The organism is Serratia sp. FDAARGOS_506, from assembly GCF_003812745.1.
GTDB lineage: Bacteria > Pseudomonadota > Gammaproteobacteria > Enterobacterales > Enterobacteriaceae > Serratia.
On record NZ_CP033831.1, the window covers coordinates 585,300 to 607,994 of the forward strand.

At 58.1% G+C, this 22,695-nt stretch carries 18 protein-coding genes and 1 tRNA gene; 8 read left to right on the forward strand and 11 right to left on the reverse strand.

From position 1 onward, the window contains the following. Positions 1–3 precede the first annotated feature (3 nt). Positions 4–1,548 carry a BCCT family transporter gene (locus tag EGY12_RS03045; protein ID WP_123892528.1) on the reverse strand — a complete coding sequence of 515 codons (1,545 nt, stop codon included), beginning with the start codon at positions 1,546–1,548 and terminating at the stop codon, positions 4–6. A 158-nt stretch (positions 1,549–1,706) separates the two neighbouring features. Between EGY12_RS03045 and betI the strand changes: the two genes are divergently transcribed. Beyond that, positions 1,707–2,303 carry a transcriptional regulator BetI gene (betI, locus tag EGY12_RS03050; protein WP_123892529.1) on the forward strand — a complete coding sequence of 199 codons (597 nt, stop codon included), beginning with the start codon at positions 1,707–1,709 and terminating at the stop codon, positions 2,301–2,303. Positions 2,304–2,318: 15 nt separating this feature from the next. On the opposite strand, the gene EGY12_RS03055 is transcribed toward betI, so the two are convergent. Then, positions 2,319–4,088 (reverse strand): ABC transporter ATP-binding protein/permease, encoded by a 1,770-nt coding sequence (locus EGY12_RS03055; protein ID WP_123895547.1) that lies wholly within the window; start codon positions 4,086–4,088, stop codon positions 2,319–2,321. 180 nt (positions 4,089–4,268) lie between these two features. Between EGY12_RS03055 and EGY12_RS03060 the strand changes: the two genes are divergently transcribed. After that, positions 4,269–5,126, forward strand: a complete 858-nt coding sequence (locus EGY12_RS03060; RefSeq protein WP_123892530.1) for a GyrI-like domain-containing protein — start codon at positions 4,269–4,271, stop codon at positions 5,124–5,126. A 34-nt stretch (positions 5,127–5,160) separates the two neighbouring features. Here EGY12_RS03060 and actS read toward each other — a convergent pair whose 3' ends face one another. Beyond that, positions 5,161–5,916: an amidase activator ActS gene (gene actS / locus EGY12_RS03065; protein WP_123892531.1), complete on the reverse strand. Its 756-nt coding sequence runs from the start codon at positions 5,914–5,916 to the stop codon at positions 5,161–5,163. Positions 5,917–6,065: 149 nt separating this feature from the next. On the opposite strand from actS, the gene EGY12_RS03070 reads away from it, so the two are divergent. The 4 genes from EGY12_RS03070 (at position 6,066) to EGY12_RS03085 (ending at position 10,211) form a co-directional block, all read left to right on the forward strand. Next, a complete protein-coding gene (locus tag EGY12_RS03070) occupies positions 6,066–6,635 on the forward strand; it encodes an HdeD family acid-resistance protein (RefSeq protein WP_033644791.1) in 570 nt (189 codons plus the stop codon). A gap of 546 nt (positions 6,636–7,181) precedes the next feature. After that, complete coding sequence (locus tag EGY12_RS03075; protein WP_253722921.1) at positions 7,182–7,796, forward strand: 2OG-Fe dioxygenase family protein; 615 nt, start codon at positions 7,182–7,184, stop codon at positions 7,794–7,796. Next, complete coding sequence (locus EGY12_RS03080; RefSeq protein WP_123892532.1) at positions 7,793–9,025, forward strand: cysteine desulfurase-like protein; 1,233 nt, start codon at positions 7,793–7,795, stop codon at positions 9,023–9,025. The genes EGY12_RS03075 and EGY12_RS03080 overlap by 4 nt, the downstream gene beginning before the upstream one ends. A gap of 193 nt (positions 9,026–9,218) precedes the next feature. Then, positions 9,219–10,211 carry a LacI family DNA-binding transcriptional regulator gene (locus EGY12_RS03085; protein ID WP_123895549.1) on the forward strand — a complete coding sequence of 331 codons (993 nt, stop codon included), beginning with the start codon at positions 9,219–9,221 and terminating at the stop codon, positions 10,209–10,211. A 120-nt stretch (positions 10,212–10,331) separates the two neighbouring features. Here EGY12_RS03085 and EGY12_RS03090 read toward each other — a convergent pair whose 3' ends face one another. The 4 genes from EGY12_RS03090 to EGY12_RS03105 all read right to left on the reverse strand — a co-directional run bounded on the left by EGY12_RS03090 (position 10,332) and on the right by EGY12_RS03105 (position 14,820). Next, on the reverse strand, positions 10,332–11,729 hold the full coding sequence (locus EGY12_RS03090; RefSeq protein WP_123892533.1) for a cytochrome c: 1,398 nt from the start codon (positions 11,727–11,729) through the stop codon (positions 10,332–10,334). Beyond that, positions 11,726–13,378 (reverse strand): GMC family oxidoreductase, encoded by a 1,653-nt coding sequence (locus tag EGY12_RS03095; RefSeq protein WP_123892534.1) that lies wholly within the window; start codon positions 13,376–13,378, stop codon positions 11,726–11,728. Before EGY12_RS03095 ends, EGY12_RS03090 begins: the two co-directional genes overlap by 4 nt. After that, a complete protein-coding gene (locus EGY12_RS03100) occupies positions 13,375–13,962 on the reverse strand; it encodes a sugar dehydrogenase complex small subunit (protein ID WP_123892535.1) in 588 nt (195 codons plus the stop codon). The genes EGY12_RS03095 and EGY12_RS03100 overlap by 4 nt, the downstream gene beginning before the upstream one ends. A 387-nt stretch (positions 13,963–14,349) precedes the next feature. Then, complete coding sequence (locus EGY12_RS03105; protein WP_123892536.1) at positions 14,350–14,820, reverse strand: YhcH/YjgK/YiaL family protein; 471 nt, start codon at positions 14,818–14,820, stop codon at positions 14,350–14,352. Positions 14,821–15,417: 597 nt separating this feature from the next. Between EGY12_RS03105 and EGY12_RS03110 the strand changes: the two genes are divergently transcribed. Together EGY12_RS03110 and EGY12_RS03115 are read left to right on the forward strand one after the other, a co-directional pair. Beyond that, positions 15,418–16,368 carry a 2-hydroxyacid dehydrogenase gene (locus tag EGY12_RS03110; protein ID WP_123892537.1) on the forward strand — a complete coding sequence of 317 codons (951 nt, stop codon included), beginning with the start codon at positions 15,418–15,420 and terminating at the stop codon, positions 16,366–16,368. 86 nt (positions 16,369–16,454) lie between these two features. Continuing rightward, positions 16,455–17,765: an MFS transporter gene (locus EGY12_RS03115; RefSeq protein WP_123892538.1), complete on the forward strand. Its 1,311-nt coding sequence runs from the start codon at positions 16,455–16,457 to the stop codon at positions 17,763–17,765. A 178-nt stretch (positions 17,766–17,943) separates the two neighbouring features. Here the strand turns inward: EGY12_RS03115 and EGY12_RS03120 are convergent. The 4 genes from EGY12_RS03120 to recJ all read right to left on the reverse strand — a co-directional run bounded on the left by EGY12_RS03120 (position 17,944) and on the right by recJ (position 22,690). Then, positions 17,944–18,017 (reverse strand) — tRNA-Gly (locus tag EGY12_RS03120). 147 nt (positions 18,018–18,164) lie between these two features. Then, positions 18,165–19,682 (reverse strand): lysine--tRNA ligase, encoded by a 1,518-nt coding sequence (gene lysS / locus EGY12_RS03125; RefSeq protein WP_123892539.1) that lies wholly within the window; start codon positions 19,680–19,682, stop codon positions 18,165–18,167. A 9-nt stretch (positions 19,683–19,691) separates the two neighbouring features. After that, positions 19,692–20,790 (reverse strand): peptide chain release factor 2 gene (gene prfB / locus EGY12_RS03130; RefSeq protein WP_096242572.1). Its coding sequence is split into 2 segments (ribosomal slippage): positions 19,692–20,714 and positions 20,716–20,790, totalling 1,098 coding nucleotides; the frame shifts between segments, so codons are not numbered across the junction. A gap of 166 nt (positions 20,791–20,956) precedes the next feature. Further along, positions 20,957–22,690 carry a single-stranded-DNA-specific exonuclease RecJ gene (gene recJ, locus EGY12_RS03135; protein ID WP_123892540.1) on the reverse strand — a complete coding sequence of 578 codons (1,734 nt, stop codon included), beginning with the start codon at positions 22,688–22,690 and terminating at the stop codon, positions 20,957–20,959. Between the last annotated feature and the right edge of the window lie 5 nt (positions 22,691–22,695).

Genomic DNA, 22,695 nt, shown 5'->3' on the forward strand with positions numbered 1-22,695 from the left:
GCTTCAGGGCAGCACCGGCTTCATGGCATAACGGCACAGATCCTTGCGCAGGCTGACCATGTAAAGCACGATCACCGCCGAGAATGGCAGGCCGCACAACACCACTGCAGTCTGCATCGCACTGAAACTGCCGGCGTACAGCAGGCCGGCGCATACCAGCGTGGTCACCGCCGCCCAGAATACCCGCAGCCAGGCCGGCGCGTCATCATGGGCGGAACCGCCCTGGCAGGAGAGATTCGCTATCATCAGCGTGCCGGAATCGACCGGCGTCAGGAACAGCACGAAGCTGATCACCACCACAAAGCCGGCGGTCAGCTGGGTATAGGGCAAGTATTCGAACAACTTGAACACCGCCATCGGCGGATCGCTTTGCGCCACCTGCCCCAGGATCGCCTGCCCGCCTTCCAGCACCAGGCTGATGGCGGTATTGCCGAAGATCGACAACCACGCCAGCGTGAAGCCCAGCGGGATCAGCAGCACGCCGAAAATCAGTTCGCGAATGGTGCGCCCTTTGGAAATGCGCGCGATGAACAGCCCGACGAACGGCGCCCACGCCACCCACCAGGCCCAGTAGAACAGCGTCCAGGCGCCCTGCCACTGGCGCGCCTTGCCGTACAGATACATATCGAAGCTGCGGCTGACCAGCGAGGTGAGATAATCGCCGAGGTTTTGCAACATGCCGTTCAGCAGATTGAGCGTCGGCCCGGCCAGAAACACGAACAGCAGCAGCAGGCACAGAAAGCCGACGTTGATGTTCGACAGCATGGCGATGCCCTTTTCGACGCCGGTGACCGCCGCCAGCGTGGCCACCACCATCATCACCACGATCAGCGCCAGCAGCACGCCGGTGCTTTGCGGAATATCGAACAGATAAAACAGCCCCGAGTTCACCAGCAGCGCACCGATCCCCAGGTTGGTGACCATCGAGATCACCGTCACCAGAATGCCGAAGCTGTCCACCAGATGGCCAACGCCGCCGTGAGTGCGCTCGCCGAAGATCGGGTATAACGCAGAGCGCAGCGCCAGTGGCAGGCCGCGGCAATAGGCGAAATAGGCCAGCGCGGTAGCGATCAGCGCATACAGCGCCCAGCCGTGCAGCCCCCAGTGCAAAAAGGTCAGCGCCATCGCCTGTCGCGCTGCCTGCACGCTGCCGCCGCTGCCTTCCGGTGGCGACAGAAAGTGATCCAGCGGTTCATAGGCACCGTAGTACACCAGCGCAATGCCGATGCCCGATGAGAACAGCATCGCCACCCACGAGGGATAGCTGAACTGCGGCGGTTCGTCATCCTGGCTGAGGCGAATATGGCCGAAGCGCGACAGCGCCAGCCAGAAGACAAACGCCATGCAGGCGACCATCAACAGCATGTAGTACCACCCGAACACGTCGGCGACCCAGCTTTGTGCGGCATTCAGCCACAGCTTGCTGGCGGAAGGAAACAGAACGACCAGCGATCCCAGCAGCAGGATCACCGCCGCCGAACCGAAAAACACCGGAACATTCAATCTGATAGGTTCTTCATCAAGCGATGGGGAATTTTTCACTGTCATTGGCAGGCTTCCATGGTGCGAAAGACAGACGATTTCAATGCAACTTATTGTTAACATCTTATCGTCATTTATTTGACATTTTTGCAGCATATAGAGTATTGATTGACCGTTCAATCAATCAAATTCAAAGTGTGACTGGCCTATCAGTTGAGGGAAATATGTACCGCAGAGACATTCCGGAGCAGCGTAAGGAGCAGCTGATTAACGCCGCTTTCGAGACCATTAACGTCGTCGGGCTGGCCGGCGTCACCCTGTCTCAGGTGGCGAAAGAAGCCGGGCTGTCGACCGGCATCGTCAGCCACTATTTTGGCGATAAAGAGGGGTTGCTGAGCGCCACCATGCGCAAAATCCTGCGCGATCTGCGCGATGCGGTGGCCGAGAGCCGCGCGCAGGCGGCGAGCGACAGCCAGTCACAGCTGTTCGCCATTATCCAGGGCAACTTCCACCCCAGCCAAACCAACGCCATATCCATGCGCGCCTGGCTCGACTTCTGGGCCGCCAGCATGCACCAGCCGGTGCTGCGCCGCCTGCAGCGCGCCAACGACAGGCGGCTCTATTCCAATATTTGCTATCAGTTTCGCCGCGAGCTGCCGTTACACCAGGCGCGTGATGCCGCACGCGGGCTGGCGGCGATGATCGATGGACTTTGGCTGCGCGGCAGCCTGGCCGGCGATGAAACCGACCTGACACAGGACTCCCGCATCGCCTGCGACTACGTGGCACAGCGGCTCAATGCCGCTCAACCTCAGGGATGAACGTGAACGGCGCCGTCAGTGTGACTCCTGCTCTTCGCTGTACTGGGTTTGCCACATCGCGGCGTAGCGGCCGTTCGCGGCCAGCAGCGCTTCGTGGCCCCCGCGTTCGACGATCTCTCCCGCCTCCAGCACGATGATTTCATCGGCATCCACCACGGTGGAGAGACGATGGGCGATCACCAGCGTGGTATGGTTGCGGCTCACTTCGCGCAGGTGCCCCTGGATCTCGCGTTCGGTCTGGGTGTCCAGCGCGCTGGTCGCCTCGTCGAACACCAGGATGGCCGGATTTTTCAGAATGGTGCGCGCGATCGCCACCCGCTGCTTTTCACCGCCCGACAGCTTCAGCCCGCGCTCGCCCACCCGGGTGTCGTAACCATCAGGCAAACCGACGATAAAATCATGGATATGCGCCAGCCGCGCCGCCCGCTCGATTTCTTCATCGCTGGAACCGGTCTTGCCGTAGCCGATGTTGTAGCGCAGCGTATCGTTGAACAGCACCGTATCCTGCGGCACGATGCCGATCGCCTGCCGCAGGCTGGCCTGGGTCAGTTGGCGAATGTCCTGTCCGTCGAGGGTAATGGCGCCGCCCTGCACGTCGTAGAAGCGGAACAGCAAGCGCGACAGCGTGGACTTGCCCGCGCCGGAAGCACCGACCACCGCCACCGTGTGGCCCGCCGGAATAGTAAAACTCACCTGCTTGAGGATCGGCCGGCGCGTGTCGTAACCGAAGCTGACCGCGTCGAACCGCACTTCGCCGCGATCGAGGCGCAGCGGTTGCGCGCCTGGGCTATCGACGATTTCACGCTTTTCCTGCAGCAGATCGAACATGTTCTCCATGTCGATCAGCGCCTGTCGCACCTCGGAATAAATAAAGCCGAAGAAGTTCAGCGGCTGATACAGCTGCAGCAGATAGGCGTTGACCAGCACGAAGTCGCCGACCGTCATCGTCCCCCGTGTAATGCCCTGTGCCGCCATGGCCATCATCACGATCAGCCCGATCGAGATAATGGCGGTTTGCCCCAGGTTGATCGCCGTAAAACTGAATTGGTTCTTGATGGCGGCGTATTCGTACAGCCGGCGCGACAGGTCGAAACGTTCAGCCTCGAACTCTTCATTGCCGAAGTATTTCACGGTCTCATAGTTCAGCAGGCTGTCGATGGATTTGCTGTTGGCGTCGGCGTTGGCCTTGTTGAGCTCGCGGCGAAAGCGGGTGCGCCAGCTCACCGCCAGCACGGTAAACAGGATGTAGCAACCGACCGTCGTCAGGATTGCCAACGCGAACCAGCCGTTCAGCATATGCCACATGATCGCCGTGACCAGCGAGAGTTCGAACAGGATCGGCACGATGGAGAACAGCAAGCGCGACAGCACCGTGGCCACCGCCTGGGTGCCGCGCTCGATGGACAACGACAGCCCGCCGGTCTGGCGCTCCAGATGGAAGCGCAGGCTCAGCGCATGCAGCTGGCGAAATACCCGCACGCCCAGCAGGCGCGTGGCATTCTGGCTGACGTGGATAAACATCACGTTGCGCAGTTCCTCGAACAGCGCGCCGCCCACCCGCGCCACGCCATAGGCGACGATCAGCCCCAGCGGTACCGCCAGCATTTTCGCCGTCTCGCCGCTCAGCGCATCGACCATCGCTTTGTAGGCCAGCGGCACCAGCGTGGTGCTGACCTTGGCCGCCACCATGAACACGAAGGCCACCACCAGATACCCCCGCAGCCGCGGATTGTCTTTCGGCCACAGGTAGGGCAGCAGGAATTTCAGCAAACGGGAACGATCCATCATGTAATATTCATCTTCTTGGTCGGGATCGCGGCGCATGGCCGCTCGGGGTTATGAGTTTGGCCTGGCCGGCGGCGAACGCCGCAGCCATCCCGTTTTCCTGCGGCAGCAATTCAGCATCATCCGTCAGGAGAAGCGGCGGCGGCTCGGGCAAAGTTCAGGCATGGAGGAGACAATCACATGCCCCAGACATATGCAAAGCGCTTTGCGCAGGTCTTTGACTATATCGACCGCCATCTGGACGAGGCGCTCACCGTCGAAAAACTGAGCGAAGTGGCCCACTTTTCGCGCTTTCACTTTCAACGCCAGTTTAGCGCGTATTGCGGCATCTCGGTGTGGCGTTATGTCCAGTGGATGAGGCTCAAACGCGCCTCGTACCGCCTGGCATATAACCCGCTGGAGCCGGTGATTGACATCGCGCTGGACGCCGGTTTTCAAAATCCGGAGTCCTTCAGCCGCGCCTTCAAACAGGCGTTCAGCCAAACGCCAAGCCAGTTTCGCAAACGGCCGGCCTGGATCGATTGGCAGCAGCGCTTTCCCGAGCCGAAACACAAAAGGAAACACCCCATGAAGGTAGATATTGTCGACTTCCCGGCCACGCCGGTGGCGATGATCGAACATCGCGGCCCGTCCGCGCTGGTCAACGAAACCGCCGCGCGCTTTATCGGCTGGCGCAAAACCAGCGGCCTGTCGCCGGTCAGCAGCAGCCGCACTTTCGGCATCGCACCGCACGATCCGGCCACCACCGAAGCGCAGGACTTCCGCTTCTTCATTTGCGGCGAGGTCACTGCGCCGATCCCGGAAGACAACGCCTTCGGCGTGGTGAACAGTACGCTGCCGGCCGGGCGCTGTGCGGTGCTGCGCCATCACGGCTCGCTGGATGGGCTCTCGGAAAGTGCCCATTATCTGTACCGCGAGTGGTTGCCGGCCAGCGGCGAGGAACTGCGCGATTTTCCGCTCTATTTCCATTACCACAACTTCGTGCACGAGGTGGCAGAATATGAGCTGGTGACCGATCTTTACCTGCCGTTGAAGTAGCAAACATCAGGCTCCGCCAGGAGCCTGAATGACGTTAACAGGACGGCGACGAACCTTGCGGCGGCAAATAACGCTGCGGATCGAGCGCGGTCGCGCGGTAGCGGATCTGGAAGTGCAGGAACACCGAATCGGTGCCGGTGCTGCCCATGGTGCCGATCTTCTGCCCCGCTTTCACATCCTGCCCGTTGCGCACCAGCGTGGTGTCGTTGTGCGCATAAGCGGTAATGAAGTCCTCGCCATGCTTAATCATGATCAGGTTGCCGTAGCCGCGCAGCTGGTTGCCGACGTACACCACTTTGCCCTTGGCGGAAGCGTAGATCGGCTGGCCGCGTTTGCCGGCGATGTCGATGCCCTTGTTGCCGCCATCTGAATTGGAGTAGGCCTGCACGATCCGCCCGCTGGTCGGCCAGCGCCAACAGCGGGCGGCGCCCGGCGGCGGCGTCTGCTTGGCGATCGCGGCGGAAGAAGAGGAGGTTTTACGGCGCGTGGCGGCGGTTTTGGTCGGTGCGCTGCCGCTCAGCCGCAGTTTCTGCCCCACTTCCAGATTATAAGGCGGACGTATCTTGTTGATTCTGGCCAGATCGCTGACTTCGCTGTCGGTGATCCAGGCAATGTAGTACAGCGTATCGCCCCGTTTGACGGTGTAGGACTTGCCGGTGTAGCTGCCCTTCGGCAGTTTATCGTAGTCACGGTTGTAGGTGTTTTTACCCGAACACCCGGCCAACAACAGCCCCAATGTCAGACACACCGCGATGCGGCGCCACCCAGCCCATTTGCTTCCTGTGCTCAAATCCAGTCCTCAGTCGTCGTTTCGGTTCTGATACGCGTCAGCCGCACAGTGTAACATTTGCGCCGGGTCAGTCAAAAACCCCCAGACGGTCTATGCTAAACAGGTAAGGATGACTGATTAATTACCCAACGACGAAATGGAGTACTGTCATGTTGAACCTCGATCGCAATAATCTGCCCCTCCTGAGCGAAGAACTGCTCAAAAAGCAACGTACCACCCTTTTGATCATCGCCTTCCTGCTGCTGGCGGGCGGCATACTGTGCCTGGTCAATCCTTTCGCCTCCGGCGCAGCGCTGAGCATCGTGGTCGGCATCCTGTTGCTGTTGAGCGGCGCCGGGCTGATTATCGCCATGATCGCCAATCGGGCGCAGAATACCTGGCCGATGATCGGCGGCATTCTGCTGGGCGTGGCCTACCTGATTATCGGCTATGTATTCATCACCAGCCCGCTGGCGGGCATTCTGGCGCTGGCGGTGTACCTCGCCGTGCTGTTCGCGCTCGGCGGCATTGCGCGCCTGGCGGCGGGCTACATGCGCCGCGGGCTGCCGGGCAACTGGCTGCAGTTCGTCATCGGCGTGCTCGATTTGATCATCGCCTGGATGCTGATCGGCTCAGGCCCGGCGGCGTCGGTCACGCTGGTGACGGCGATCGTCGGCATCGAGATGCTGGTCAGTTCCTTTGCGCTGTTCCAGGCGGCGAATCTGTTTAAACGCGCCTGACTCTCCGCTTCCGCCGCCCGACAACGGCGGCGGTTTTCACCCTGTGTACGCCGTTTCCTCCCGCACTGAGAAGAAAATGTTATGCAACAGGTGGAAAAACAGCCTACCTCACCGGCTCGATCGCCAGCCGCAAGCCGATTTTCTCTGTCACCCCTTCCTGAGCGATGTCCGAGACAATCGCATACCGATTCATCGACGCCTGGTGCCCCACCTGTTCGCGCTCACCGCCAACAGGCACGCAAAGCAGGGGGATCGGGCAGCGATAGAGAGCAACTTTCGGCGTTCACTTCGTTCTTCAGCAAGTTGGCAGACGATACCCGTACCAAATAGGTGACAGAGCCGCTTTCCCCTCATCTCGACATTGCTCATTAGGTCGCCCGCGAACGTGGGCGTTCACCCGGCTTTACGACCGCCGTCACACCTTGCCACCGCCAAATTGCGTTGGTTATAGAGTCGTCTACAATTCAATCGAATTACCCCCTACAACATCAGAAATTATTATTATTAGAGGTGATTATGTTACAGAAACACGAAAACGTAATAAGTATGACTGTGCTAAGCCCGCAAGCCACCCGACAACTGATGCCTTCATTTTCCTCCTTGCCTCATACGCAACACGCCGACGGAAAATATCGCCTGCGCCGTTATTCGGTCGTTAAATATCTCAACCCCAACATCGTTGAAGTGGGGCCGCGCACTTTCATGCAGTCCGAGCAGATCAACCACTTCCAGGGCAACGTGGTGCGCCGCTTCGAACCCATCGACAGCAGCGTACTGCAGAGCGCAGGCATGGCAGAAATGTGCAACCTGTTTGCCGAAAGCAACGAACTGCCGGAAGGCACCGAGATAGAGATCCACCAGATGCGCGTGGTCGCCATCGAGAAAGATACCCAGGTGGCGCCGGAAGGCATTCACCAGGACGGTTTCGACCATATCGCGATGATCGCTATTCACCGGCACAATATCGTCGGCGGTGAAATCATGCTGTACGACGACAACCGCCACGATCCTTTCTTTAAAAAAGCGCTGGCGGACGGTGAAGCCGTGTTACTGGCGGACAGCAAACTGTGGCACAACGCCACGCCGATCAACGCCGTGAGCCCCGCAGAAGAAGGCCACTTAGATCTCTTCGTCCTCACCGCGCGGGGAGGGAAAGCATGATCTTTACGCCCGAACTCGCCCGACGCCAATTCAGCGCTCTGTCTCAGCAAATCGACGGCAAACCGGCGATCTTTTTCGACGGCCCCGGCGGCGCACAGGTTTCACGCGGCGTGCTGGAAAAAATGACGGACTACCTGGGGAAATACAACGCCAACCTGGGCGGCCACTACTTCTCCAGCCGAGTCACCGGCGAGGTGATGGGCCAGGCGCGGGAATCGGTGCGCGCCCTATTAAATGCGCCGTCGCCCGACAATATCGTCTTCGGCATGAACATGACCACGCTGACTTTCCATCTCAGCCGCATCATCAGCCGCGACTGGCAGGCCGGCGATGAGGTCATCGTCACCGCATTGGATCACTACGCCAACGTCTCCAGTTGGCAGCAGGCCGCCGCCGATAAAGGGGCCGTGGTGCACCAGATACCGCTGGAAAGCGCCGACTGCGCATTGGATGCAGTTAAGGTGTGTGAACGCATCAACGCCAATACCCGCCTGGTGGCGGTCAGCTACGCCTCCAACGTCACCGGCAGCATCGTCGATATCAAAACCATCGTCGAAGCCGCGCATCGAGTCGGCGCGCAGGTGTATGTCGACGCCGTGCACTACGCGCCGCACAACCTGATCGACGTGCAGGCGTTAGGCTGTGATTTCCTGGTGTGCTCCGCCTACAAGTTCTTTGGCCCGCACGTCGGTATGGCCTACATCGCGCCGCAGTGGCTGCAACGCCTGCGGCCGTACAAAGTCGAGCCGGCCACCGATATCGGCCCCGGCCGTTTCGAGACTGGCACGCAGAACTTCGAAGCGCTGGCCGGCGTCGCGGCGGCGATCGACTATCTGGCGCAGTGGGGGGCGCCGGGCGCGCCGCTGAGGGAGCGTTTGCAGGAGAGCTTCGCCGCCTACCACCGGCATGAAGAGGCGCTGTGCCGCCACTTTTTGCAACGGCTGCAGCAACTCGACGGCGTCCGGTTATATGGCAACCCTTTGGCGGACAGTGCACGCCGCACGCCGACTTTCGCCCTAACCTTCAGCGGCCATACGCCAGACGCTATCGCCCGCCGTCTGGGGCAGCACAACATCTGCGCGGGCAGCGGGCATTTCTATGCATTGGGCTTGGTGAAACAGCTGGGGTTGCAGGACGGCGGCGTACTGCGCATCGGCATGATGCACTACAACACCCTGGACGAGATCGATACGCTGTTCGAGGTGATCGCCGAAGATATCCTCAGCTAGCCCGCCATATCGGCCCGTTCATGTTATTGGGCGGGCCAAAAAGGCAAGCTGCCGGCCTTTTCTTTCAGGAGAGTCCACGGCGCATCGTGCGGTTGTCACCGGATACGGCTGAGGCAGCGCATTGCACGCATTCTCTTTTGACTCGGCAGTGGGCATAATGACAAATACGGTCTGGGTCAGATGAGTATGAATGGTGAAGTCGCAGCGAATTACGTTAAATGACATTGCTGTACTGGCTGGTGTAACCAAAATGACGGTCAGTCGCTATCTGCGCACGCCGGACAGGGTTAAACCAGAAACCGCTGAGCGCATCGCCGCCGTGATCGAGGAGGTCGGCTATCGGGCCGATCCTGACAATCCAGCCCTCTATTCCAATAGCCCTCCCCTCATCGGCGTTCTGGTTCCTTCTTTTAACAATCTGATATTTGCTGATGTCCTCGCCGGCATTGAATCCGTGACGTCTGTACATGGCTATCAAACGCTGGTCGTGAATTATGACTACAACAGCAAACGCGAGGAGGAGCAAATTGCCGCGATCCTGGCTTTTAAGATCAAAGGGCTGCTGCTGACCGAGTCGGTCCATAGCCTGCGGGCGGAAAAATTCCTGCAGGCGGCCAAAATACCCGTGGCTGAAATCATGGGGCTGTCAGGCAATACAGATCGAATTAACGTGGGTTTTGATAATGTGAAAGCCGGCTACGATATGACCACCATGTTGCTGGCCAGCGGTAAAAAACGCATTATCTATTTTGGTTCAATGTCTGATATCCGCGATGAACAGCGTTACACGGGATACTGTCAGGCAATGGCTAACCATGATTTACCTACCGGTCGTATTTCCCCCAATAAGGTCTCTTCCATTTCGATTGGGACAGGCATGATGACGCTTGCAAGCCAGATGTATCCGGATATGGACGGTATTCTCTGTACCAACGACGATCTGGCCGTGGGAGTGCTGCAGGAATGCCTGGCAACCGGTATCAGCGTTCCAGCGCAAATTGCCATTGCCGGATTTCACGGCCTTGAGATCGGGCAGATCATTACCCCCCGGTTAGCCAGCGTACTGACGCCACGATATGAGATGGGGAAAGTGGCGACAGAAATCATAATCAAAAAAATTAAAGGGCTACCGACCATTGAACGTGTCGATCTCCACTTCCGCCTGTCAATGGGGGAGACCATATAGCTTGCCCTATGCCAGTGACTTCATCACTGGCCATAACTGCCCGCCTCGTCAAAAGAACATCACTCGCTATCCCGACCAAGATTCGGCCAGATGGCGTCACCCACCTGACCGAACGCCTCCTTAACGTGCCTTGCGGCGCCGGAGCCAGAATAAGATCAGCAGAATAATGATGACCGCCGCGGTCGCCATGCCAGGCAGAATCATCGGCTGCGCACGCGCCAACAGCGGTTTCGGGCCCCCGGCGCGAACTTCACTCACGTCGGCCTCAGTCACGCTCAGCGTGCTGTTGCCGTATTTCTGCAGCACGAAATTAGCGATATCGGCAACCTGCTTATCCGTCAACTCCCCGACATAGGACCCGGTGCCAAAGCTCGGCATCAGTACGTGCTTGCCGTCGACCCGGCGATCAACCCCTTGCAAAATGGCGGCAATCAGGTTTGCAGGATTGCTCGCGGCCGTGGTGGAGTTGTTGAATAGCGAAGGGTAGGCCTGGTTCAAACTGCCGCTGCCGTCCGGCTGATGGCAACTGGCGCAGTAGCCGCTGTATAGCGCCTCGCCGCTATTGAGCGTGTGGTTGGCATTGGGCGAGTTCATGCCGCGGAGATGGTGCTCAACGTTGTAGTGCGCCTGACTTAGGCTATTGCCCTGACGCTCGTCGCCCTGTGACGGCACGGTCTTCAGGTAAGTTGCAATCGCCTGCAGCTGCCGGTCGGTCAGGTATTGGAAGCTGTGCTCAACGGCTTCCGCCATTGGCCCCGCAGCTTGCGCGCGCCCTTCCGCCCGACCGGTTTTCAGGTAGTCCACCAGCTCCTTCTCGCTCCAGTTGCCGATCCCTTCCTGGCGATCGGCGGTGATATTCGGTGCGAACCAAGAGCCCAACGATGCCCCCATCAGGAAGCGCGAATTGTCCTCCGCCATCAGCATATTACGCGGCGTATGACAGGTTCCGCAGTGAGCCGGCCCCTGCACCAACGCAGCCCCTTCGTTCCACGCCTCACCTTTCGTCAGATCGGGGGTAAAGCGCCGATTGTCCAAATAAAGCATGTTCCATACCGCCATGGAGAGGCGGATGTTAAACGGAAACGGCAGATCGGTTTGGTGTTTGGCGGGCTCATCGACCGGAGCAACGCCATGCATGAAATAGGTATACAGCGCGTGGATCTCGTCATCACTCAGACGGGTGTAGGCGGTGTAGGGCATTGCCGGATAGAGATACGACCCATCTTTGCGGATCCCGGAGCGCAGAACGTCGGCAAACGCCGCTTCGGAATAGCCGCCGATGCCGTATTTTACCGATGGAGTAATATTGGTGGCGTAGATAGTGCCCATGGGGGAAGCAATGCCGTACCCTCCGGCAAAAGGCTTGCCCTGCTGCTGCGTATTCGTATGGCAAGCCATGCAGTCAGAGGCGATCGCCAGCGCTTGCCCTTTAGCGATCAGATCGCCGTCCTGGGCATGCGCCGCAAAACCGCTTCCCAGCAACAGCGTCACTGCCAGCGAGTGGGTGATTTTATTCATTTGCTCTCCAGGGCTCGAAGTACGTCATTGGCCGCCTTGAGTCCAAGAGCCGCCATCGTCAACGTGGTGTTGACAACGCTGGCTGAAACCATGGCGCCTCCCCCCGGGATCCAAAGGTTGTCGTGATCGTGGGCGCGGCAATTACCGTTCACCACCGAGTTCGCGGGGTCGCTACCCATGATCGTGCCGCCCATAATGTGGTTGTTGGCATTCAGCTTGTCGTTAATCACAAACTCTTGCGCATCAAACAAGTCGCCAATCTGCCGTAGCTGGGTTTTGACCACGTCCAGCCCTTTGCGCACGTAATCGCCGACGTCGTAGTGGATGTCCGGGCAGGCCAGGCCATGCTTGTCTTTACGGGTGGGGCTCAGGGTAAGACGGTTGTTCGGATCCGGCAGCGGTTCCAGGCTGATGGAAAGATCCACCGAACGGCTGGCGCGATCGCGCACTTCATCCTGCAGCGCCTTGCCGACCTTACCCGTTTTCAGTACTTCAAGGGCGGAGGGGATCACCCGGTTGATGTTGTTGACGATGATCTTGTTGGCGGAGTGGTCGCTGCGGAACGCACCGTCACGATACCCCACCATGCAGCTGCTCTGCGCCGGGCCGCGGCCGATCCACAGGGCCTCTCGCGCCAGGAAGGAGCAGTGCAGGCCAGAGTGATCCATCATGTTGCGCCCCACCTGATCCGAACTGTTCGCGATGCCGTTCGGGTTCTTTTCGTTGGCCGCCAGCAGCAGCAAGCGCGGGTTCTCAATCCCGTTGCAGGCCAGAACGAACGTTTTACCGATCGCCCGATGGGAGTTGTGCGCCGTGTCGTACCAGTGAACGGCGGTGACGCGGTTATTGTCGTCGGTATCAATTTTGTACACCACCGCCTCGGGGATCACCTTCGCCCCCTTGTGTTCGGCCCGTTCAACGTGGTGAATGCCGTTGTACATTGCCCCGATCGGGCAAATCGGCTGGCAATTGTTATTGCCGCAGCAGGTGGGCCGTCCGTTCCAGGGCCGTGTGCTGCGGCCTTGCGGAATGGGCACCGATTTAAAACCGTGAGGATTAACAATTTCAGCAATGCGTCTGTCGCCGTAGGCCCAGGGCACCATGTCCATCGGGTAAGGTCCGCTGCGTTCCGCAGGGGACTGCCACTCCGGATTATTCGGGCCGGCAACGCCTATCTCCTCTTCGGCTTTCGCGTACCACGGTTCGATGTCTTCGTAGGAAATAGGCCAGTCTCTCCCCACGCCATAGAGAGATTTCATGCGAAAATCATTGGGGTGGTTGCGCCAGCAAGAAGCGGCCCAGTGCCAGGTGGTTCCCCCTACCACACGCAAATAGCCCTGTTTAAAGCCAGATCCATTGGGGCCAGTCAGTTTGATATAGTCGTTTTCCGGGAAATAGAGCGGCGCGGTGGCATACTCCGATTGCGGGTAAAGCCCCTGAAAATCCGACCCCGCACGATTGTGCAGTGGCATATTGCGCCAGTTTTCCACCGCCTGAGCGCGCTCAATGCGCGGGCCAGCCTCAAGTACCAGCACCGAGTAGCCTTGGCTCACCAAAGCATCCGCCATCAGACCGCCCACAATACCGGAACCGACAATGACGACATCGGCCTCTGCATCGCCGGAAGCATTAATTATTGGGCTTTTCACACGCGGTCCTCATATTTTTTATCGGCTACGGCAGGCAAATCTGTTGCGGGAATGGAAGGTTGGCGGCTAACGCCCGGCGGCAAGCCGGTCCACCACAGCGGGCCAAAATTGCACCAGGTCGGAACAATCAGGGCATCCTGGACCGTGCGATACATCAGCGCTTCTTTATAAGCAATCAACTGACCATGCTCGGCGTTTGAAGGATCTACGGTTCCGGTATACCACGCGGTCACGATCGCTTGGATAAGCTCCCTCTGCCCGTGTTCAATCGCATATCGGTTCAAGGTTTCCGCATCGGAGGCTCGCTGGCTCAGGGTGAACAAGGCGTTGAGCTGCGGGTTCAACTGCGGAAAATGTTCGCGCAGTGCAGAAAAATAGCGGGCGGAGAGTGTGACGTCCAAATCTTCAAACTCGGTAATTTTCCTCGAAATTTGCAGAAATTGCGCGTATTCGACGGGCGAAGAGGCAATTTGCGCCCGTTCGGCATAGGTTATATTTGAATAAGGCAACAGGCTGGCGGCGACGATTACGCCCACCATTTTTACCAGCGCCTCCCTGCGGGTAAGCACGATTTGCAACGACATTGTTAGCTCCGAAATAATTTTGTTTTTATATAGTTTTTTTAATATGTATCAGAACGCATGCAAACAAAAATAAAAAATGGCGCCAATGGGGAGGAATCGCATTAAAAGATCAAGGCGTTATGAGATTGTCTACATCAGCTACAGAGGTAAACTCATGGTTATTAATGATGCACTGTGAACCTGAAGCGAATAAGCCTGTAAATAATTCGGCGTGATTTCTGCCGTAGATTTATTCAATCCGACGCAATCTTTAACAGTCAGGGGCAATTGGCTTTAACAGGAAAGGCGTATTCTTCGGAATGGGTGCAGACAGCGGATGAGCAAAGCTTTCCGCCGGGCTGCCTGAAGTAGCGATACCATCCCCCTGGCCCGCCGCTGAACGTCTTGCTACGTCAGCAGGGCAGCGTCGATTTTCGCCACAATTTTACGTAGAGCTGCCGGTGCTGTGCAGGTACTCATCGGGCGGTGCAGCTCCCCCGGGAAGATAACGGCCAATTCACCGGGTTGCAGATGGATAAGCGTCTCACCGGGGATCGCCGGGCTAAACCCAAGATCGTGCGCCTCGTTAAACGGCTCACTCAGGGGCAGAGGTAGCCCCAAGACCCCGGCACCAATCACTTCTTTCCCTTCCAGAACAAGATGGATATCCAGATACTGGCGATGAAACTCCGGCTTCTGGTCGGCCAATAGTTTGGTTTCCCCTTCAACGACGTTAAAGAACATCTGTTTACCCTGTACCTGATAGTGGCCGACAGGTAAATTAGACGGCTCACACTCAATAATGCTGGCCAGCATTTTGCGGATAGCCGCCGGATAGAAACTATTATTTACGGCAGTGGTTAAGGCATCAATAATCATGATATTTTCTCTGGTAGAGATCGGTGCGGTACTTCACCGACAAGAACAATGGCTGAGTGGTTTTATAGCAATACGCAATCCAGACATAATTGCAGTAGACTTATTTATTAACCTTCTGTTCTCAAGAGGCCGCTCTATGGCCACCACGATTAATATGAATAAGCAGCAATGCAACCCTCTCGTTTTCTAATATTTACAACCCATTACCACTGTGAGTAAACTCCATCTAAAAAGCTATTCGGCATGGTGAAATAAGTCATGGCCTATCTCACGGTTTTTAACCGTTTAAAACTGTGACAAAAGTCACTTAATTAAGTGTTACGAAACGACGTTACTTATCCTGTGATCCACGGCAGAAAATCACTGGGTATTCACCCTTCTCACCAGAATCGATCGATTTCGCATTCTCCTCCTACGGGCATAGTGGGTTATCTGGCCCGATAATAACTGACAGAAACCCCGAAATTGCACACGAGATCACGCCGGGAGTAACATGCTTTTTTAACACTCTTTGGCGTGATGTAGATCGCAAAAATAAGCGGTAAAAAAACGTCTGATACAGGATATCCCCTATTTTTTTCAGACAGGAACGCAACTATGCATACTGATACTCACCCCACCATTTTACTTATCGCGCCGGTGATGGATGCTTTGCAGGCCGCGCTGGATGCCAGTTACCGGGTATTCCGTCTCTATGAACAATCAGATATTCCAGCCTTCCTGGTTCGCCATGGCGCAGACGTTCAGGCGGTGGTCACCCGTGGCGACGTGGGGGTAACCCGGCAGACGCTGGAGCAGTTGCCGCAGGTGGGCATGATTGCTGTCTTTGGCGTGGGGACCGACGCTATCGACCTCGACTACACCCGGGAGCGCCATATCAGCGTCGGGATCACCGCCGGTGTGCTGACCGATGATGTGGCCGATCTGGCGATGGGGTTGATGCTGTCCGCCAGCCGCCGTCTATGCCAAGGGGACCGTTTTGTACGCGAAGGCCGCTGGGAAACGACGCCGCCGCCGCTGGCGAACAAAGTGAGCGGTAAACGCATCGGTATTTTTGGCATGGGGAATATTGGCCAAGCCATCGCCCGGCGGGCGAAAGGCTTCGATATGGCCATCCTGTATACTGACCGCCAGCGCAAAGACGACCTGGATTACCAGTGGTGCGCCGATCTGCACACGCTCGCCGCGAAGAGTGATTTCCTGGTGATCGCGGCATCTGGCAGTGCGGAAAACCGCGGGATTATTGATGCCAGCGTATTTAACGCCATGCCCAATAGTGCCTGGCTTATCAATATCGCCCGCGGCAGCCTGGTCGATGAGGCGGCGCTGATAAAGGCGTTACAAAATCATGTTATCGCCGGGGCCGCTCTGGATGTATTTGAAAACGAGCCCCATGTCCCGACAGCGTTCTTTGCTCTCGAGAACGTTCTGCTTCAGCCCCACGTGGCCAGTGCTACCGTAGAAACTCGTCAGGGAATGAGCCAATCCGTTTTGGATAATCTGGCAGGTTATTTTTCCCATCAGGATATTCCTGGATTAATTAAATAAAAATGATCACCTGAGTTACGAATAATCATTTTTATCCGCCAACACAATAATCCTCGGTGGATGGCGGATATCATCGAGACGCTATTATGACCGATAAAATACCAGGAACTCGCTGGCTGCGGGTTATCGCGCCGATCCTTGTCACCTGCATTATTTCATTTATGGATCGCGTTAATATCAGCTTTGCTCTGCCGGGCGGCATGGAACAGGATTTAGGCATTACCAGCCAGATGGCTGGCGTGGCCAGCGGTATCTTTTTTATTGGTTATTTATTTCTGCAAATCCCTGGTGGACGACTTGCGGTTTACGGAAGCGGGAAACGTTTTATCGCCTGGTCCCTCGTGGCCTGGGCGGTTGTCTCTATCGCCACCGGGTTCGTCACCCATGAATATCAGCTGCTCGTGCTGCGTTTTATTCTCGGGATCTCCGAAGGGGGAATGTTGCCCGTCGTGCTGACCATGGTAAGCAATTGGTTCCCGGAAAAAGAACTGGGCCGCGCCAATGCCTTTGTCATGATGTTTGCCCCACTAGGAGGGATGCTGACAGCCCCGGTTTCCGGCGCGATTATTGCCACTCTCGACTGGCGCTGGCTGTTCATTATCGAAGGCTTGTTGTCGGTCGTAGTGCTGACCATTTGGTGGCTGGTGATCAGTGACCGTCCGGAAGAGGCGCGTTGGCTGCCGGCGAAAGAACGCGACTATTTATTGACCGAGCTGGCACGGGAACGCAAAGCGCGAGAAGGAATGGTGCCGGCAGCCAAGGCGCCGTTAAAAGCGGTGTTCCGCAACAAGGGATTGATGCGCCTGGTCGTGCTGAATTTCTTTTACCAGACCGGGGACTATGGGTATACGTTGTGGCTGCCCACCATCTTGAAAAACCTGACAGGCGGCAGTATGGCTAATGTTGGGGTATTGGCGATCCTGCCGTTTGTCGCCACTCTGGCGGGTATTTATGTGATTTCGATGTTCAGCGATCGCAGCGGTAAACGCCGTTTGTGGGTCAGGATCTCCCTGTACTGTTTTGCGGCGGCGCTGATAGCCTCAGTGATCCTGCATGAGCACGTAGTGGCCGCCTATATCGCGCTGGTGGTGTGCGGCTTCTTCCTTAAAGCGGCGACCAGCCCCTTCTGGTCAATTCCCGGACGCATTGCGACGGCAGAAGTGGCGGGCAGCGCACGCGGGGTGATCAATGGGCTGGGCAACCTCGGTGGGTTCTGTGGCCCCTATTTGGTAGGCGTCATGATTTATGTGTACGGACAAAGCGTCGCGGTTTGCGCGCTGGCAGCATCGCTGTTGCTGGCAGGAAGTATCACCTTCCTGCTGCCGAAAGAATGCGATCGCTCCTGCGAAGAAACAGACAGCCTCCTCCCATCCGGGGCCAAACAGAAATGGAGTTAACGCGGAGTGGGCAGCGACGGCGGCTCACACCCGCGTCAGGATTGGGCTGCGCGTTGTTTATCGCCTTAAGATGCCAGGCCAATGGCTTGATTGACTCACAACTAACCCACACCAAACGATGATGCAATTGTTGAGAATCAGCTTTTCTGAAAACGGTGCGTGAGGCATAGGGAGATTTTGGAGCGGGTGAAGGGAATCGAACCCTCGTATGCAGCTTGGGAAGCTGCCGTTCTACCATTGAACTACACCCGCATCGGTGTGCGACAGGCATTATAACCGGTTATCGGCGGCGGGCAAGCGGAGATGGCGCGTAACTGTCGATGTTTTAAGCGGTTAAGTCCAGTGGGCGAAAAAAAACCGGCGCAGTCGCCTGCACCGGTTGTTGCACGCTAAACGGGATTATTTCTGTGGGCGCATCGCCGGGAACAGAATCACGTCGCGGATGGTGTGGCTGTTGGTAAACAGCATTACCATACGGTCGATGCCGATGCCCAGACCGGCGGTCGGCGGCAGGCCGTGCTCCAGCGCGGTGACGTAGTCTTCGTCGTAGAACATCGCTTCGTCGTCGCCGGCGTCTTTGGCGTTCACCTGATCGGCAAAGCGCTGTGCCTGATCTTCGGCGTCGTTCAGCTCGGAGAAGCCGTTGCCGATTTCGCGGCCGCCGATGAAGAACTCGAAGCGGTCGGTGATTTCCGGGTTAACGTCGTTGCGGCGCGCCAGCGGCGACACTTCAGCCGGGTACTCGGTGATGAAGGTCGGCTGAATCAGATGGCTTTCCGCCACTTCTTCAAAGATCTCGGTCACAACGCGGCCCAAACCCCAGCTCTTCTCAACCTTGATGCCGATGGATTCGGCGATGGCCACCGCTTTGCCCATGTCGGCCAGGTCAGCCAGATCGGTTTCCGGGCGGTATTTCTTGATCGCCTCGGTCATGGTCAGCTTCTCGAACGGCTTGCCGAAGTCGAACACTTCGTCACCGTACTGCACCTGGGAGGTGCCCAGCACTTTCTCGGTCAGGGTGCGGAACAGCGTCTCGGTCAGCTCGATCAGGTCTTTGTAATCCGCGTAAGCCATGTAGAGTTCCATCATGGTGAACTCTGGGTTGTGACGCGGAGAAACGCCTTCGTTGCGGAAGTTACGGTTGATTTCGAACACGCGCTCAAAGCCGCCGACCACCAGACGCTTCAGATACAGTTCCGGCGCGATGCGCAGGTACATGTCGATATCCAGCGCATTGTGGTGCGTGATGAACGGACGCGCGGACGCGCCGCCCGGGATCACCTGCATCATCGGGGTTTCGACTTCCATGAAGCCGCGTTCCACCATGAAGTTGCGGATAGCCGACATCACCTGAGAACGCACCTTGAAGGTATTGCGCGATTCTTCGTTGGCGATCAGATCCAGGTAACGCTGGCGGTAACGGGTTTCCTGATCCGCCAGGCCGTGGAATTTGTCCGGCAGCGGACGCAGCGCTTTGGTCAGCAGACGCAGCTCGGTGCAGTGGATCGACAGTTCGCCGGTCTTGGTTTTGAACAGCTTGCCGCGTGCGCCGAGGATATCGCCCAGGTCCCACTTCTTGAACTGGTCGTTGTACACGCCTTCAGCCAGATCGTCGCGCGCGACGTACAGCTGAATGCGGCCGCCCACGTCTTGCAGCGTGACGAAGGATGCCTTGCCCATAATACGGCGGGTCATCATGCGGCCGGCGACGGTCACTTCTACGCCCAGCGCTTCCAGCTCTTCGTTGTCTTTATCGCCGTACTCGGCGTGCAGTTTGTCGGAGATGGAGTCGCGACGGAAGTCGTTCGGGAACGCAATGCCGTTCTCGCGCAGGCCGGCCAGTTTCTCGCGGCGGGACTGCAGTTCGTTATTGAGATCCAGCGCCTGATCGGCGCCCTGTACTTGTTGTTCAGACATTTCTATTCCTCATAACCCGGCTTTCAAACTTGCCTCAATGAATTTATCCAGGTCGCCATCCAGTACGGCCTGCGTGTTACGCGTTTCGACGTTGGTGCGCAAATCCTTGATGCGGGAGTCATCCAGCACGTAAGAACGGATTTGGCTGCCCCAGCCGATGTCGGACTTGTTGTCTTCCATCGTCTGCTTATCAGCATTTTTCTTTTGCATCTCAAACTCGTACAGCTTGGCTCGCAGCTGTTTAAACGCTTGATCCTTGTTCTTATGCTGAGAACGATCGTTCTGGCACTGCACCACGATGTTGGTTGGCAGGTGAGTAATACGTACGGCGGATTCGGTTTTGTTGACGTGCTGACCACCCGCACCGGAGGCGCGATACACGTCGATACGCAGATCCGCCGGGTTGATTTCGATATCGATATCGTCGTCGACTTCCGGGTAGATGAACACCGAACTGAACGAGGTGTGACGACGGCCGCCGGAGTCGAACGGGCTCTTGCGCACCAGGCGGTGAACGCCGGTTTCAGTGCGCAACCAGCCGAACGCGTAGTCGCCGATGATCTTGATGGTGGCCGATTTCAGGCCCGCGACGTCGCCGTCGGACTCTTCGATCACTTCAGTCTTGAAGCCCTTGGCTTCGGCCCAACGCAGGTACATGCGCAGCAGCATGCTGGCCCAGTCCTGCGCTTCGGTGCCGCCGGAACCGGCCTGGATATCCAGGTAGCAGTCCGCGCTGTCGTATTCACCGGAGAACATGCGGCGGAATTCCAACTGATCCAGCTTGCTCATCAGTTGATCCAGTTCGGCGACCGCTTCGTTGAAGGTCTCTTCATCGTCGGCTTCCACCGCCAGTTCCAGCAGCCCGCCGACGTCTTCGCCGCCCTGCTCCAACTGATCGATGGTTTCAACGATGGCTTCCAGCGCGGCGCGCTCTTTGCCGAGCGCCTGCGCGCGTTCCGGCTCGTTCCAAACGTCCGGCTGCTCCAGCTCGGCGTTGACCTCTTCTAGGCGTTCCTTCTTGGCATCATAGTCAAAGATACCCCCTAAGAACCGCAGTCCGCTCGGACAGGTCCTGAATTCGGTTTTTTACCGGGTTAATTTCAAACATGGTTTCGTTCTTTTACGTTGATGTCGTCGATGGCGGAATGCCATTGGAACCGCTAATTCTAACGGATCCGGGCGGCAGTTTATAGCGAGTTGGTCAGTTTTTGTGGCGATCGGGAAGGATGCAGGGGATTGGAGAGCCCAATCCCCGAATTGTGTTCAATTTCGCCTTAGCGCGGCCAAAGATGCTGAATCAGCAGCTGCACGTTGCGGTTGCCGCGAAACTCGTTGACGTCGAGCTTGTAGGCCAGTTCGACCTCGCGCACGCTGCTGTCCGGCCACAGCGTGGTGTCCACGTTGAACGCGATGCCGTCGAGCAGCGGGCCGCCACCGAGCGGTTCCACCATCAGCTTCAGGTGTTTCTCGCCCACCAGCCGCTGCTGCAGAATGCGGAACTTGCCGTCGAAAGTCGGTTCCGGGAACGCCTGCCCCCACGGGCCGCCCTCGCGCAGCAGCTCCGCCGTCGTCAGCGACAGCTCCTGCATCGCCAGTTCACCGTCGGACCAGATCACGCCTTCCAACATCGCCGGATCGAGCCATTCCCCTACCAGATCGCCGAAGCGTTGACGGAACTCGTCAAACTTGTCCTCTTCCAGCGACAGCCCGGCCGCCATCGCGTGACCACCGAACTTCATCATCAGGCCGGGGTTAAGCATATCCAGCCGCTCCAGCGCGTCGCGCATGTGCAGGCCGGGCACCGAGCGGCCGGAGCCTTTCAGGATGCCGTCGCCCGCCGGCGCAAACGCGATCACCGGACGGTGGAAACGCTCTTTGATACGTGAAGCGAGGATACCCACCACGCCCTGGTGCCATTCCGGGTGATACATCGCCAGCCCGTAAGGCAGCTCGGTACTGGTGCGCTCCAACTGGTCGCACAGCTGCAGGGCTTCCACCTGCATGCCCTGCTCTATCTCGCGTCGCGTCTGGTTCAACGCGTCGAGATCGTTGGCCAACATGCGCGCCTGCGCGATGTCGTCGCTCAGCAGCAGCGCCACGCCGATCGACATATCGTCCAGCCTACCGGCGGCGTTGAGACGCGGGCCGAGGGCGAAACCGAGATCGTTGGCCGCCAGTTGGCGAGCGTCGCGGTTGGCCACTTCAAGTAGCGCGCGGATGCCCGGACGGCATTTGCCGGCGCGGATGCGGTTTAACCCCTGATACACCAGAATGCGGTTGTTGGCGTCCAGCGGCACCACGTCGGCCACGGTGCCGAGCGCCACCAAATCCAGCAGTTCCGCCAGATTGGGCATCGCCAGAGCGCGCTGCTCGAACCAGCCGCTGTCACGCAGGCGAGCGCGCAGCGCCAGCATCAGGTAGAACGCGACGCCCACCCCAGCCAGCGATTTGGACGGGAAGGCGCAGCCGCGCAGATTAGGATTGACGATCGCTTCGGCCGCCGGCAGGGTCTCCCCCGGCAGGTGGTGATCGGTCACCAGCACCTGCATGCCCTTGGCGTGCGCCACATCGACGCCGGCGTGGGAGGAGATGCCGTTATCGACGGTGACGATCAGCTCCGCGCCGCGCGCCGCCGCCTGGTCCACCACTTCGGGGCTCAGGCCGTAGCCGTCTTCAAAGCGGTTAGGCACCAGGTAGTCAACAGCTGCGCCGCCCATGCTGCGCAGCGCCAGCACCGTCAGCGCGGTACTGGTGGCACCGTCAGCGTCGAAATCGCCCACCACCATGATGCGGCGACCGTCGGCCAGCGCCTGTTGCAGCAGGCTGACGGCGTCGTCGATGCCGTCCAGCTGTTGCCAGGGCAGCATGCCCTTGACGCCGCGCTCCAGCTCATGCTCACCCTGCACGCCGCGCAGGGCGTACAGCCGGCGCAGCAGCGGCGGCAAACTGGCGGGCAGATGCGTGTCGTCCGCCGCCGGGCGGCGACGTAGTTGCGTTTTGATACTCACCGGCG

What these genes read in the sequence shown, in the direction of transcription:
- EGY12_RS03045 (WP_123892528.1), bottom strand. Translation starts at nt 1,548, where the DNA reads ATGACAGTGAAAAATTCCCCATCGCTTGATGAAGAACCTATCAGATTG.
- betI (WP_123892529.1), top strand. Translation starts at nt 1,707, where the DNA reads ATGTACCGCAGAGACATTCCGGAGCAGCGTAAGGAGCAGCTGATTAAC.
- EGY12_RS03055 (WP_123895547.1), bottom strand. Translation starts at nt 4,088, where the DNA reads ATGGATCGTTCCCGTTTGCTGAAATTCCTGCTGCCCTACCTGTGGCCG.
- EGY12_RS03060 (WP_123892530.1), top strand. Translation starts at nt 4,269, where the DNA reads ATGCCCCAGACATATGCAAAGCGCTTTGCGCAGGTCTTTGACTATATC.
- EGY12_RS03070 (WP_033644791.1), top strand. Translation starts at nt 6,066, where the DNA reads ATGTTGAACCTCGATCGCAATAATCTGCCCCTCCTGAGCGAAGAACTG.
- EGY12_RS03075 (WP_253722921.1), top strand. Translation starts at nt 7,182, where the DNA reads ATGACTGTGCTAAGCCCGCAAGCCACCCGACAACTGATGCCTTCATTT.
- EGY12_RS03080 (WP_123892532.1), top strand. Translation starts at nt 7,793, where the DNA reads ATGATCTTTACGCCCGAACTCGCCCGACGCCAATTCAGCGCTCTGTCT.
- EGY12_RS03090 (WP_123892533.1), bottom strand. Translation starts at nt 11,729, where the DNA reads ATGAATAAAATCACCCACTCGCTGGCAGTGACGCTGTTGCTGGGAAGC.
- EGY12_RS03100 (WP_123892535.1), bottom strand. Translation starts at nt 13,962, where the DNA reads ATGTCGTTGCAAATCGTGCTTACCCGCAGGGAGGCGCTGGTAAAAATG.
- EGY12_RS03105 (WP_123892536.1), bottom strand. Translation starts at nt 14,820, where the DNA reads ATGATTATTGATGCCTTAACCACTGCCGTAAATAATAGTTTCTATCCG.
- EGY12_RS03110 (WP_123892537.1), top strand. Translation starts at nt 15,418, where the DNA reads ATGCATACTGATACTCACCCCACCATTTTACTTATCGCGCCGGTGATG.
- EGY12_RS03115 (WP_123892538.1), top strand. Translation starts at nt 16,455, where the DNA reads ATGACCGATAAAATACCAGGAACTCGCTGGCTGCGGGTTATCGCGCCG.
- lysS (WP_123892539.1), bottom strand. Translation starts at nt 19,682, where the DNA reads ATGTCTGAACAACAAGTACAGGGCGCCGATCAGGCGCTGGATCTCAAT.